Raw genomic sequence first — 13,753 nt, forward strand, 5'->3', positions numbered from 1 at the left:
TGTTTCCAAAAAGCAAAAAAGCCTCCGTCGTGGCGGAGGCCCCTGCTTAAACGAAAAGATGTGCAAACAAGACGATGACCGGCAAAGTGATTGCTGTACGCAAAAGGAAAATGATTACCAGTTCCCAGAACTTCACTGGAATATTCGATTTCAGGATCAAGATGCCGATTTCCGACATATAGATTAATTGCGTTAGCGATATGCCGGCGATGACGAATTTCGTCAAATCACTTTCAATGCCGCTGCCAAGCACTGCCGGCAAGAACATATCCGCGAATCCAACCAATAATGTCGGCGCAGCTTGTGCCGCTTCCGGTAATCCTAAAAGCGTCAGCAGCGGAATGAGCGGATAGGCGATGATGCGGAAAATTGGCGTGTATTCCGCAATGGCCAGTGCGGTCGTACCAAGAGCCATGACTAGCGGGATCAACCCTAGCCAGATATCCATGACTGTACCGATGCCAGACTGCGCCAGCTTTTTGCCGCTTGCGGCTTGACTCGCTTTCAAGCGTGCCGCTTCAAAACCCCATTTGAACAAGGAAACATTTTCCGGAACACTGTCGTCGATTTGTTTTCCGACACCTTCCCGGTATGTATCGGTTTTACGGGACAAAGGCGGAATGCGGGGCATGATGACTGCCGCGACAAGACAAGCAACCGAAACTGCCAGATAAAACGGCAGGAACAGACGGCCAATGCCGATGACATTTGCGACGACTAAGCTGAACGCGACAGAGGCGATCGAGAACGTCGTCGCGATGACAGCGGCTTCGCGTTTCGTGTAATAGCCTTCGTCGTATTGTTTCATCGTCACGAGAACGCCAACTGGCGCAGCGCCCATCCAAGACGCCATCGCATCAATCGATGAACGCCCCGGAAGCGTGAACACTGGGCGCATGATTTTATTGAGCAAAGTCCCGACGAATTCCATCAAGCCGAATTCAACAAGCAGTGGCAATAGAATGCCAGCAAATAAGAACCATGTCAATAACACCGGAGCCAAGTCGTATAGCACGACACCGCCTGTGTTGCGCGAAGCGATTGCTTCAGGGCCGATTTCGTAAAACGCCATGACGCCAACAGCAAATCCGATAAAACGGATTGCCAAGCTAATAGGACCAATAATGAAAATCGGTCGCAGCATCTCAGAATTGCGGATAAAGGCAGGCTTTACGATCGTCGCTACTAAACCCGTGAACGCAGAGAACCCGAGAAGAATTAAAATGAATCCTGGAATCCATTCTCCAAATGTGCTGAGCAGAAAGGAAGCCAGAATGCCGACTCCTATTGTAATTTGGCCATCATACGAAACAGGCACCAAAAATAATAAAGCACCGATTAATGACGGAATGATGAATTTCCACGTGGCAGATGGCGATAAGGCCGGTTTCTCTTTTGGAAAGCTGGTCATGAACGTTTCCCCCTTTTTGTATATTCCCCTTCGATTGTTACCGTAAATTCGTTAACGCCTGGTCGAGCACTTGAATGCCCTCATCGATTTGCTCTTGCGTGACAACGAGCGGCGGAATCATCCGGATAACTTCTCCTGAATTGCCGCATAAATAGAACAGCACCCCTTGCTTTAGACAGTCATCCAGCACCTTCATGACCGCTTCCCCATCCGGCCTTTTCGTTTCCGGATCCATCACTTCGATACCGATCATCAGCCCAACGCCACGCACTTCGCGAATGACCGGATGTTTTTGCTTCAACTTGTCTAGCTCCTCAAGGGCATAGGCGCCGAGCTTCTGGGCATTCTCCAATAGCTGCTCTTCTTTCAGCACTTCAATCGATGCAAGTGCTGCGGAACAGGCGAGCGGATTGCCGCCGAATGTCGTTCCATGCGTACCAAGCGGCCATTGATCCATCAATTCTTTCGAGGCGACCGTGGCGCTTAGCGGAAGCCCGGCAGCGATGCCTTTGGCGACAGCCATAATATCTGGTGTTACGCCGAAAGTCTGTGCAGCGAACCAATTGCCGGTACGGCCGAAGCCCGTCTGAACTTCATCAAATATGAGCAGGATACCGTGGCGGTCGCAGATTTCACGAACTTTCGCTAGCCATTCTTTCGGCGGGATGATGTAACCCCCCTCACCAAGCACCGGCTCCAGAATGATGCAAGCCACTTCTTCCGGTGTCACTTGATGGTTAAAAAGCTTCTCGATATCGCGCTCTAGCTTTTCAGGGAAAAACTCAGCTGGATTCGCGCCTTCCGGTAAATCATCCGGATGTGCGTAAGGCAATTGATAAGTCAGCCAAGACGGCTGCATATGCTTGCGGTATTTGCTTTTAGAGGTTGACACGCTAAGAGCTCCCATCGAGCGGCCATGGAAACAGCCAGTGAACGATACGACGTATGGGCGTTTCGTGACATATTTCGCAAGCTTGATGCCGCCTTCGATTGCTTCTGTCCCGCTATTGGCGAAAAAGAAGTTATCTAGTTTCTCTGGCATGATCTGCTGAAGCTCGTATGCCAGCTTTAAGATCGATTCATAGATAATGACGCCGGACGGCCCGTGAATTAGATGATCCGCCCCATCTTTGATTGCCTGGACCACTTTCGGATGGCGATGCCCGACATTCTCCACAGCGATGCCGGATGTGAAATCTAAATAAGTGCGCCCATCCGCTCCGTAGTAATAACACCCTTCCGCTTTGACGACCGGCAGATTCGGATGGTCTTTCGCCATGCTCGGCGCCAGCAAATTGCCGATGGAATTCGTCATTTCCATCCAGTCCTGTGTGTGTTTCATTGTCATAAGTCTTCATCCTTTCCTGTTGCGATCGCGTGTTTTTTCAACTTGCGTACAACCGAAGGCTGGCTGATGCCCAGCCGTTCCGCCATTTCAGTCGTCGTTCGGTAGCGCTTTCTCGCATTTTCCAATACTTTTTTCTCGACCACATCGAGCAAATGCGGCAATGTGCGGCCTTCAAGTTCGATACCGACTTGCTCATCTTTTGTCGGCCGGTAACTTGCCGGCAGGTCTTCCAGGCAGATGTCACCGTGCTCACTTTCAAGATAGCCACGTTCCAGCACATTGCGTACTTCCCTGAAATTGCCTTTCCAATCCAGTTGAAGCAAATGGACATATGCCGGGTCTGTCAGTTTTTTCCGCGCGCCGTATTTTTCCCCGAGTGCTTCGATCGTCTGGGATAAATGCGCTTCAAGGTCTTCCGGCCGTTCACGCAGCCCCGAAAGCCTGATGAGCGACACATGCAATAGATAAAACAACGCTTCCCGAAATCTGCCTTCTTGCGTGCGCTCTTCTAACGAAGTTTCACTAATGGCAATCAATCGAATATCACGTTTTTCTACAAGCAATTTTTCCAGCATTGATTGCGCGCGGCCTGACAGCTGATCAATTTCGTTCAAAACGAGTGTACCGCCTTGTGCCAGGCTGAAATATCCTCCCTCTCCCGCAAACGACTCATTGAATATCGTCTCCGGAATTGCGCCGCAATCGACTTCGATAAAGGCTTCATCTTTTTTTGCGCTGTGCTGGTGAATGAGCTTGGCAAATAAACTTTTACCGGTTCCACGCGGTCCTTCAATCACTAAAGAAGCATCATATTCAGCCAATTTCAACGCACTGCGCAACGCACGTTCAGTCTGCACGCTTTGGGCGATGATTCCATCGACCGATAATTGCCTGCCCCGCAAATACGCCAATTCCCCTTTGACCCTATCCATTTCCGTTTCCAGTGATTCCAGATATTCTTTCATGATCATCAGTTCTGATACTTCATAGGAATAACTGATGACGTATTCCACCTCGCGCTGTTCATCGAACACAGGCATTCCGGTGATAAGCATTTTTTTGCCCGTCGCTGTTTCCTGGACAAGCACTAGTTTTTTCTTGCGTTCGATGACTTGAGGCGTAACCGCTGGCGTAAATACGCCTTCCTGCTCTAACTCATAGATCGAGCGGCCAAGCATAGCGGCAGGTTCCAATCCATAATGCAAGCCGCTCATTTCCGTTACTTTAATGATGCGGCCTTCCCGGTTCGTGATGATGATATCTTCATCGTGCATGGCCATGACTTCCTCAACAGCATCCGGCATAAGTAAATGTCCGTGCATATTTCACCTCGATTATTCATTATTGTATAGACTATACGATAATGAATAATTAAAAAGCAAGACAATTCGAACAATTATTTATTTTATTGCGAAAAATGAAGCGAATTATTTCAAAGAAAATATCCTATAATCTAATAGACCTATTCTAAAAGTAACTATTTAAGACTATACTATTCTAGATATTCCATTTATTTCACATATAGGAGGATTCACATGAAAGGTGCTTTAACACTTATTACTTCCCTTTTACTGGCTATTGCGATCGGAGCAGTTCCGGCTTTTGCCATTTCAGACGACGACCGGGGATTTAACCGCTTATTGACCGAGATTGGCTGGGAAAAAGCGGATTACATCGATTATCTAGACAGCAAAGGCTGGACGCTAGATGATTTTTATTCTTCTACAGATCTCGGCACGCCGCTCACTGAAGACAGCATTTCACAAGTTATGAGTGCCTACGAATTGACACGCGCTGAATTGAACAGCCTGCTCGAAGAGTTCGGTGACCTGGACGCAGGTGTAGATGTGTTGGACGGGGACTTCATCATTTTCACGGAAGAACTGGAAGATTCAATCGACTTCTATTTAAACTTTGAAGAAGAATTAACACCAATTACTGAAGCGAACTTGGCCTTATTGCTTGAGGATTTCGGCTTCACTTCAAAAGATGAGCTCGAAGAATTCCTCAATTTGTTTGATGATTCCCTCGCAGATTACGAGTTTATCGAGGACTTGGAGAGCTCAATTATGTTCTATCAGGAAGAATGGCTTTTTGACCTGGATATGGAAGAAGTATTCGCTGAATTTGGCGTGACCGAACAGGAACTTGAGCGCCTCGCAAAGCATTTCGAAACACTCGATTATATGAATCCGGAATTCGAGGAACGTCTGATGGCACTCAGCGAGCGAATGATGGCGATTGAAGATTTCTCAACGGTGACTGAACTTTCCGCCGAACAAATCGCCGAACTGTTGTCGATCTACGACGAATTCATGGAAATTTTCGAAATGGAAGCCAAGTATTATTTCGTCAAAGGCGATGAGAAAAAAGAAATGAGTGTCCAATCCCTCATCTCTCTCGAGTCGACGGATGGCTATGACCTGTTGATCGAGCTTTATGATTTAGAAGGCGATTTTTTGGCAGATATCCTGTTGACTGCTGATATGTTCGGTTCTGATCTTATTGTCGACACCGGAAAAGAATTGGAAAACAGCACACCGACGGTTATCCCGCCATCTAAACAACCAGCTGATAACACGAACCAAACCGTCAAAGGCGGAAAGCTGCCGAAAACTGCCAGTGATTTTGCGCAAAACACAGTTATCGGGCTGGGCTTTATCGCATTTGGCGCTTTGTTGTTCAGACGTGCACGGGTGAAACCCACATCATGAACAAAAAGCGAATTTCCTGGTTGATGACAGTTGCCGCAGCCGGAACGATTGTCTTTGGCCTATGGTTCAGCGGTACACAGGCTGCAACTTTCGCGAAAGGCTATCTTCTATACAAAGCAGCTTCAGTCTCCGCAGAGGATTTTGCGCCCAAACTGCAGACGACAAACGCCAAAGTGTCTTTGCCGGATGCAGAAGAGTCTTTACCTGATGCAGAAACTGTCGAACCCCCTGAGCTTTCAATTGAGGAACCAGAAAATATTGAAGAGCCAGCGGAAACAACGCAGCTCCCGAAAGACATTCGCTATCCGTCCGATCCGCAAATAGGCGATTTAATGGGCGAACTAATCATCCCGAAACTGGGCGCAAGCTTGCCGATCATCCACGGCACCGATGAAGACGAGTTGGAAAAAGGCGTCGGCCATTATGCAGGAAGCGTCATGCCAGGACAAGACGACAACTCCGTCTTGTCGGGGCATCGCGACACGGTATTCCGGGAACTTGGAAAGGTCGGAAAAGGCGATGAGTTCATCGTCCATACTACTGACGGCACGTTCACATACCGCGTCAGGCAAGTGCGCATCGTCGATGAAGACGATCGCACCGTCATTGTTCCAAAACCGCGTGCCACTTTGACCGTCTCCACCTGCTATCCTTTCGATTTCGTGGGCTACGCGCCAGAACGCTATATTCTCGTAGCTGATCTTGTCTCGAGCAGCTAAACGAAAGACCGCCGCTTCCTGTTAGGAAGGGGCGGTCTTTTTGCATGCAATAGAAAAGCCTATTAATACATTTCAAATTAGAATCGGTTTTTACTACTTTCAAAAATCAATGATCTATCTAAGTATTTGGAGAAGCGTTCGCTCGTAACCCCTTCTGCTCAATAATGCTGCGCATTACTTTCGCAAAGATAATGTCTCCCGCAGGTCGACTTTATCTTTCCAGTGAATCAGCGAGACGACCGAGACCCCGCAAGGAATGAATGGGCGAAGCTTAGCTGAGAACATTCATTTGCGACGCATCTGCCACGCAGATGTGGGAGCAAATCTTTTTCTGCGATGCTTGAGCAAAGCGAAAGTTGAGCAAGCGGGTTTTCTGCGATGCTCGAACTTAGTGAGAGTTGAGCACAAGGTTTTCGAAGCGGCTGAGGAGGCTTGGGCGCGAGCCACGGAAAGCGAGCGATAAGCTTCGGAACATACGTCTTCTTACCTTTCTCCACAAGCTGAGAAAAGCCCTGAATTCTCATTCAGGGCTTTTCACTATTCTACATTGACGATATCGGAAATATAGAAGAATCCGTAATCATCCATGACGATTGTGTAGACTTTCGTGCGCTCCTGCAGCGACCAATTGCCCTCTGCGTCCTTAAACTCGAACGCTTCTTCTGTATAGACAAGGGCATGGTCTTCGTTGATTTCAATATTGGTGATATCGAGCTTGTTGAAAATATGCTCCATGTTTTTACCGGCAATCTGGTCGATATACTCGATCATGCTATTGTAGATATCGCTTTGATAGACCAGCAAGTTCTGAACATAATAGAAATCTTCTTCCTGTAATGCCAATTCGTAGAATTCCTGATAGCTTACAACAAATTCAGTCAATGACTCTTCCGTAAACTCATGAGTCGTGCTGTAGTCGAACTCGTAATCTTCGTCTTCGTAGTTGCTATCGAAATCATCGTAGACAGGGAAAATCTTGGCGACTGCTTCACGGCTCATCGGATTTTTCGCCCATGCATCCAACTGGTCATACATCGAATAGAGCGGGATGGAGAATCCGATTGAATCCCCTTCTGGGAATAGCAATGAGTTGATGCCGATTACTTTTCCGGTTCCTGCATCGAGCAGCGGCCCGCCGCTTGAACCGGGCGCCAGTGCGGCATCAATCTGGTAAATATTTTCGTAAGTGAATTCCTGGTAAAAATCACGGTCGATGCCAGTCAAATACCCCATAGACGCGGTATTTTCAAAACCGGAAGGGCTGCCAAGAGCGATAACTTCCGTTCCGACATCGGTTGCTGCCATCTCGACTTCTAAAGGTTCGATGCCAGTCAAATCATTTACTTGGATCAAAGCAATGTCGGATTCAGCTGAAATCCCGACAACGGTTCCTTCATGGTCCTGGCCATTGATATTGCGTACAATGACATCTGTGTATCCTGACACGACATGGGCGTTGGTCACGACCATGCCCGTATTCGTAAACAAGAATCCGGAACCTTGGCCGCCTTCAGCCAAAATCGTGTAGACACGTGATTGTGCCCCTTTAATGACAGCCGTCTTGTCTTTTTTCTTCGGCTCTACTTTCTCTTCTTGGTCGGAAGGGTGAGTAATATTTTCTGCTTTGGTCACTGTGCCTTCCACCGGTTCTTCAGAAGATACTTGCGTTTCCGGTTCTTCTACCGGCATTTCTTCTTCAACTGGCTCTTCTGCTGGCTCTTCTTCCACCGGTTCTTCCTCAGGCACCTCTTCAGGCACTTCCTCCGCCGCTTCGGTGTCTTCCTGCGGCAATGCCACTTCCGGTTCTTCCTCTCCCAATAACTGGCCTAATCCAAATCCAAGCCCCAATAATACGGCCAACAACACGAGCGCATACATGAATTTATTGCGCTTCGGTTTGCGTTGCTTTCTTGTGGAAAGCGGTGCTCCGCAATTATCACAGAACTTTGCAGACTCATCATTCATCGTGCCACACTTTGTGCATTTCATAGCTGTACCTCCTGCCGGACATAATTCATCCCCGAATTTTCTTCATTATAAACCTTAGAACGCCAAACCTCCACCTTAGGTTGCCTTTGTAATATTTTGTCCTTATTTGGTAATAAATTTCAAAATTCAGAACATGTTTTTTAGGTCTTTATATTCACTAAAACTGCTTTAACCACCTATTTTCCTGACATCATCAGAAATCGAATAAAATTACCGTCTCGTTCTTTTGGGAAATGCTTTTGAAATAAGTAGATAGGAGATTAGAACTTTCCAGTTGCAACATCTTGCTATAAAAATAATTTCCATTAAAAAAAGCAATGCCTCAGCATCGCTTTCTACACTTGCTTCTATGGGAATTCTCGGCAAGATCATCGGACGTCGATACCGGTGAGTGTCTCCTGTAGTTCCAGGGCCTCTCCGAATAACTGTGCATCCGCTTCCCCGCTTGCTTTCGCTTGTTCGTTGACACGCTGCAGCAGCTCATCCAACTGCCCCTGAATCTCTTGATATTCGCTGATTGTCAATGTGCCTTTACTGTCTACGTGCTGTTCTAGCTGTTCCAATTCTTGTTCCACATCACTTTGCGGGCCCAAACGTTCGATCACTTCGCGGCCCGGTTCGTACTTTTTGCCGCCCAGTGAATTATCGCTTGCAAACGTCACCGGTTCGAAATGTGTCATGAATACCATCCCGAAAGCGAGTGCAGAAAGTGAAATGTTCAGAGCAGAAATCTTCAAATGATCTTCCTCCTTCGAATGGGTCTGCTTTCACTTCTAGGCTAACCGATTTTTTCATCTTCGTAACCCCTTTAGCGACAGTCTTCACTAACACTTAACAAACTTTACATTGGATTTTCAGCGCAAAGAAAAAAACCGCTGTATCAGCGGTTTTTCTTTATCTGTAATCTGCACGGGTCATGCGCCCGTTATAAGGCAGACGTTTTTGCTGCTCTAAATCACGTTCACGGTTCTCGATCTTAGCGGCAACGATGCCAAGCAAGGTACCGAACGCAGCTCCTGCGGCTACTTCGATCGGCTGATGGCCGAGCAATTCTTTTAACTCTTTATCGCGCTCCACGAATTCAAAGCTCGGGAACTCTCCCGAAATTTTTATAAAGCTGTCCTCGAGGTCATTGACCAACCGTGCGATTTCGCCTGTGTGGCGACGTATGCCTTGCGCATCGTACATTACGATGGCACCGAATACGACCGCGAGTGCGGTTTCTGTATGGCGTGCGCCTTTATTAGAAGCGACGTATGCGGCAAGTGCAGATACACCTGCTGAGTGGGAACTTGGCATGCCGCCTGTCGTAAACGCTTGCTGCCAATCCCATTTTCCTGCCACCACTTTATGCGTGACGATTTTCAATCCTTGGGCGATGCCGATCGCCCCAAGTGATGTGATCATTCCACGGTTCATCTTTCTCATCTTTTCATCCTCCAATACAGTAGCTGCTGCGGCTTATTCCGCCCGATAACTTTCTTTACCCTGAAATCCCTAAAGATATGTAAAGAAAGATAGGAAATATTTTTGGAGGAAAGAGTAAAAAAACGAGCCATCGATTATTTTAATTGCAGGTCGATTTCAAACTTTACATTAGGTGTAACGGCGCCTTTGCTGCCGAAAATTGTATATGCCGGATACGAGGAAACTAAGCTTTTCGTCGAAGATGGAATCGAGTTTGCGGCAGTCAATAGAATCGGCGCGTCTGCTTTAGCTGCGAGAACCGCCCCCGCTAATGCATCGGGGAAATTTGCGCCGGTCGCGATATAGCCTTTCTGTTTGCCCATGGGCAGGCCCTGATTAATCAACTTGCCAGTCTCGAAGCGATTGGCTCCACCGTAGCGTGTGGCTCCAGGCAATTGCGCCATGACGGCATTGCTGACAGCCCCTGTGCCACCAGTGACGATCGTTGCGCCTTTACTGGACAGCGCCGCTTTAGTTTCTGCAGGCAATGTGCCACTGCGCGTCAGCAAAATCGGGATGCCATTTTTTGCTGCGTAAGGCGATACGGAGAGAACATCCGGGAAGTTCTGGCCATTGGAGACGACTGCCCGGTCGCTCGTGATTCTTTTTGCAATCATAGCTGCTGTTTCATAACGTGTTTTGCCGCCGATGCGATCGACTTCATTGACCAGCTGGCCCACTTGTGTTTCAACAGTTGCCGAAAGCGCCCCTTTGCTGCCGAGGAGAATGGCTTTTTCAGGCTTTAAGCGGCGGATCTCAGCGGCAGTTGCCGGATGCAGATTGTCCCCTTTTGTCAGCAAGATTGGAGCATTTTCCTGATAGGCGAGCGGCCCACCCGCTAATGCATCCGGAAAGTCATTTCCTGTCGCAATGACAACCGTTGAAGCAGAGCTCCATCCTTCTTTGGAGATGGCCACTGCTGTCTCGTAGCGCGTTGCACCGGACAAGCGGTTTGACCAATGACTGGCGTCCAAAGTCAGCGCACGGTCAATATTCAAGCGGCCGTGTCCGTAATACACGTCTTTTCCAGCAGTCCCAAGATCTTTCGCAGTCAGCATCAAGCGCCCTGCGATATCGGTATTGCTGAGTTTCGGCTCATTCGCTTTCAATAAAGCCGCAGCACCAGAAACGATTGGCGTGGACATAGATGTTCCGTCCAATCCGCCGAATGAATCATCTGGAAAGATGGAAAAGACGCTGGAGCCCGGCGCTGCAATATCGATGGTTCTACCGAAATTCGAAAAGTCAGAGCGCTGGTCTGCAGCATCGGTCGAAGCGACCGACATCACATTTTGATAGGCCGCCGGATAATATGGGGAGCTAATGCCGTCGTTGCCAGCTGCCGCCACGACAAGAACGTTTTTGGAATGCGCATACTGCACAGCTTCTCTTAAGAGATTTGTGTCTGAATAAGCAACCAGGCTCATATTGATGATGTCCGCCCCACTATCTACCGCGTAGTATACGCCAGCAGCAACATCTGAGATAAAGCCATCCTCGCCATCGAACACATCGATCGGCAGGATGCTCGTCGATGGCGCCACACCTACTCCAAATAATTCATTGTTCATATTTCCCGCAATAAGCCCTGCCACATGGGTGCCGTGGATTTCTACACTGACACTGCCAGATTTGCCGGTGATTACGTTAAAAGGGGACAAAACCCTTCCGGACAAGTCGGGATGCGTCAAGTCAAATCCGTCATCAATCACCGCCACAAGCACATCAGCTTTTCCGGTCGTCTTGTCCCAGGCAGCTTCGGAACCGATGAGCCGATGATGGTATTGATATCCTGCATAAAACGGGTCGCTCGGTATCGCGGCCAGCTCCACACGCCCGTCGGGTTCTGCATACTCAACATCACCTTGACTAGAAAGCTCTGTGATAAACGATTCCAAACTTTGCCCTTCTGGCACTTCAAGTGTGATGATTTGCGCGTTGCCTGTTTCCGCTGTCTCGACCTGCTGCGCGGTAGCTTTGTCTTTCAATGCGCCGTCATCTCGCAGTTTGACAATGACACGGTCCACCGGCTTTTCTGTTGCGGCCTGGGCTTGTCCAGCCGTTCCGATACCTACCAGAGAAAGGGCTAAGGTTATAGCCGCCAATGCTGTAGTTGTCTGTTTCATAGTCATTCTCCTCACATCCCGTAATCTTTCCACTCTTTATTTTCTGATAATTCAAATAGTTATTCACAAAAATTATACGACCTTCCAGGACAAATGCCTAGACAATGTAAAAATTCTTTTGAATTTAGATAAAAATGGATATTATTCTCTACCCTCTGAAACCCTCCTATTAGCACTATAGGCACAAATTTTATTATTTTAATCAAAAAAACAGCTTCTCGTCAAATGAATGACAAGAAGCCGTCGAAACTGTTGATGCTTATTTACTTAATTCGGATTGAGGAGTCGGAATAACAGCTTCGTGGAGAAGGATTTCCAACTCTTCTACGTAACGCTCTCTCTGTTGAGTTGTCCAGTTGAAGATGCCTGCCATATAATCCGCAGCTGCTTCTTTATGGGCATGCACCCAGTGGATATCAAAATACAACGCGCCTGTACGGCGGATGAAGAAATCGACCGGCTTGCAGACAGCTTCGGATTCGATGCCGTATTGCAGCATGGCATAGACGAGCGGATCGAGATTATGCTCGGCCACATCGGCCAATCCAGCTGTGTAATGGCGCAGAACCTGATCAACATTCGCACCGTAGCGATTGACGAGCATTTCCATTGCGTCTTCTGTGAGCCCGAATTCAGCTGCACGGTTTAAACGGTCTGCTTTAAATGCTTTAAAGCCTTTAGAACCGCCGACTTCCCCTCCGGAAAGTGCCATTTTTTTCGTTGATACTTTTTTGAAAGAAGTACCATATTCCTCTTGAAGCTGTTTAGTGACTAAGTCCATGATGCTTTCACCCATTTTACGGTAGCCGGTGAGCTTGCCGCCCGCGATTGAAATCAGGCCAGAATCCGATACGAAGATTTCGTCTTTACGGGAAATCTCGGATGGGTCTTTGCCTTCTTCGTGGATTAACGGGCGCAATCCTGCCCAGCTCGATTCAATATCAGCAGCTGTAATCGAGACGTCCGGGAACATGAAGTTAACGGCTTCGAGAACGTAGTCACGGTCTTCCGTTGTCATCGTCGGGTGCGCAATATCTTGTTTGTACACCGTATCAGTTGTGCCGACATAAACTTTGCCTTGGCGCGGGATGGCAAATGCCATGCGGCCGTCCGGCATGTCAAAATAGATGGCTTGCTTGAGCGGGAAACGAGACTGGTCAAATACCAAGTGAATTCCTTTTGTCAGCTGCAAAGTCTTGCCTTTTTTCGATTTGTCTTCTTCGCGCAATGTATCGACCCACGGGCCTGCCGCATTGACGATTCTTTTCGCGAAAATTTCATGGATCGTGCCGTCGAGCTGATCTTCAGCTACCACGCCGACCACTTTACCGTTGTCGTACAAGAAGCCTTTTACTTTCACATAGTTCAATGCCAGCGTACCTTTTTCGACAGCTTTTTTCATGACTTCCATCGTCAAGCGTGCATCGTCCGTTTTGTATTCAACGTAATAGCCTGCGCCTTTCAATCCGTCTTGTTTCACAAGTGGTTCGCGGCGAAGCGCTTCTTCACGCGAGAACATGCGGCGGCGTTCGCTTCTTTTGACGCCCGCTAGAAAATCGTAGACACGAAGGCCGACGTTCGTGCTGAGCGGTCCGAATGTGCCGCCTTTGTGGAACGGCAGCATCATCCATTCCGGTGTGGTTACGTGTGGCCCATTTTCGTAGACAATTTCGCGTTCTTTCCCGACTTCTGCGACCATCTTCACTTCAAATTGTTTCAAGTAACGTAAACCGCCGTGGACGAGTTTCGTCGAACGGCTTGAAGTTCCTGCTGCAAAATCCTGCATTTCCACTACTCCGGCGCGAACACCGCGTGCAGCTGCATCGAGTGCGATTCCAGCTCCTGTAATGCCGCCTCCGATCACTAATACATCAAGTGGCGCTTGTTTCATCTGTCCATAAGTTTCTGTGCGTTTCAGGCTTGAGAATTTCATTCTTTACCGACTCCTTTTCCAATATATTCCATATTAAAAAGAGAGA

10 protein-coding genes are annotated in these 13,753 nt (G+C 48.1%); 2 read left to right on the forward strand and 8 right to left on the reverse strand.

All coding sequences use genetic code 11. The features are described from left to right. Positions 1–46: 46 nt before the first annotated feature. From KTG14_RS09715 to KTG14_RS09725, 3 genes are read right to left on the reverse strand one after another with little or no spacing between them, the layout of a single operon-like run. Positions 47–1,411, reverse strand: coding sequence for a YjiH family protein (locus KTG14_RS09715; protein WP_216970745.1), 1,365 nt, complete (start codon positions 1,409–1,411; stop codon positions 47–49). Between the two features lie 37 nt (positions 1,412–1,448). Further along, positions 1,449–2,753 (reverse strand): aspartate aminotransferase family protein, encoded by a 1,305-nt coding sequence (locus KTG14_RS09720; RefSeq protein WP_216970808.1) that lies wholly within the window; start codon positions 2,751–2,753, stop codon positions 1,449–1,451. 2 nt (positions 2,754–2,755) lie between these two features. After that, positions 2,756–4,081 carry a sigma 54-interacting transcriptional regulator gene (locus KTG14_RS09725; protein ID WP_216970746.1) on the reverse strand — a complete coding sequence of 442 codons (1,326 nt, stop codon included), beginning with the start codon at positions 4,079–4,081 and terminating at the stop codon, positions 2,756–2,758. Positions 4,082–4,294: 213 nt separating this feature from the next. On the opposite strand from KTG14_RS09725, the gene KTG14_RS09730 reads away from it, so the two are divergent. After that, on the forward strand, positions 4,295–5,473 hold the full coding sequence (locus tag KTG14_RS09730; RefSeq protein WP_216970747.1) for a processed acidic surface protein: 1,179 nt from the start codon (positions 4,295–4,297) through the stop codon (positions 5,471–5,473). Next, the gene (locus tag KTG14_RS09735; RefSeq protein WP_216970748.1) at positions 5,470–6,192 is read left to right on the forward strand and encodes a class D sortase; all 723 of its coding nucleotides are present in this window, start codon (positions 5,470–5,472) and stop codon (positions 6,190–6,192) included. The genes KTG14_RS09730 and KTG14_RS09735 overlap by 4 nt, the downstream gene beginning before the upstream one ends. 537 nt (positions 6,193–6,729) lie before the next feature. Here KTG14_RS09735 and KTG14_RS09740 read toward each other — a convergent pair. The 5 genes from KTG14_RS09740 to KTG14_RS09760 form a co-directional block, all read right to left on the reverse strand. Continuing rightward, positions 6,730–8,181: a trypsin-like peptidase domain-containing protein gene (locus tag KTG14_RS09740; RefSeq protein WP_216970749.1), complete on the reverse strand. Its 1,452-nt coding sequence runs from the start codon at positions 8,179–8,181 to the stop codon at positions 6,730–6,732. Positions 8,182–8,549: 368 nt separating this feature from the next. Next, on the reverse strand, positions 8,550–8,918 hold the full coding sequence (locus KTG14_RS09745) for a hypothetical protein (RefSeq protein WP_216970750.1): 369 nt from the start codon (positions 8,916–8,918) through the stop codon (positions 8,550–8,552). Positions 8,919–9,075: 157 nt separating this feature from the next. Then, positions 9,076–9,609 carry a divergent PAP2 family protein gene (locus tag KTG14_RS09750; protein ID WP_216970751.1) on the reverse strand — a complete coding sequence of 178 codons (534 nt, stop codon included), beginning with the start codon at positions 9,607–9,609 and terminating at the stop codon, positions 9,076–9,078. A 134-nt stretch (positions 9,610–9,743) separates the two neighbouring features. Beyond that, positions 9,744–11,774 carry a S8 family serine peptidase gene (locus KTG14_RS09755; protein ID WP_216970752.1) on the reverse strand — a complete coding sequence of 677 codons (2,031 nt, stop codon included), beginning with the start codon at positions 11,772–11,774 and terminating at the stop codon, positions 9,744–9,746. Positions 11,775–12,033: 259 nt separating this feature from the next. After that, the gene (locus KTG14_RS09760; RefSeq protein ID WP_216970753.1) at positions 12,034–13,707 is read right to left on the reverse strand and encodes a glycerol-3-phosphate dehydrogenase/oxidase; all 1,674 of its coding nucleotides are present in this window, start codon (positions 13,705–13,707) and stop codon (positions 12,034–12,036) included. Positions 13,708–13,753 lie beyond the last annotated feature (46 nt).

This window comes from Planococcus sp. CP5-4_YE, assembly GCF_019042655.1.
GTDB lineage: Bacteria > Bacillota > Bacilli > Bacillales_A > Planococcaceae > Planococcus.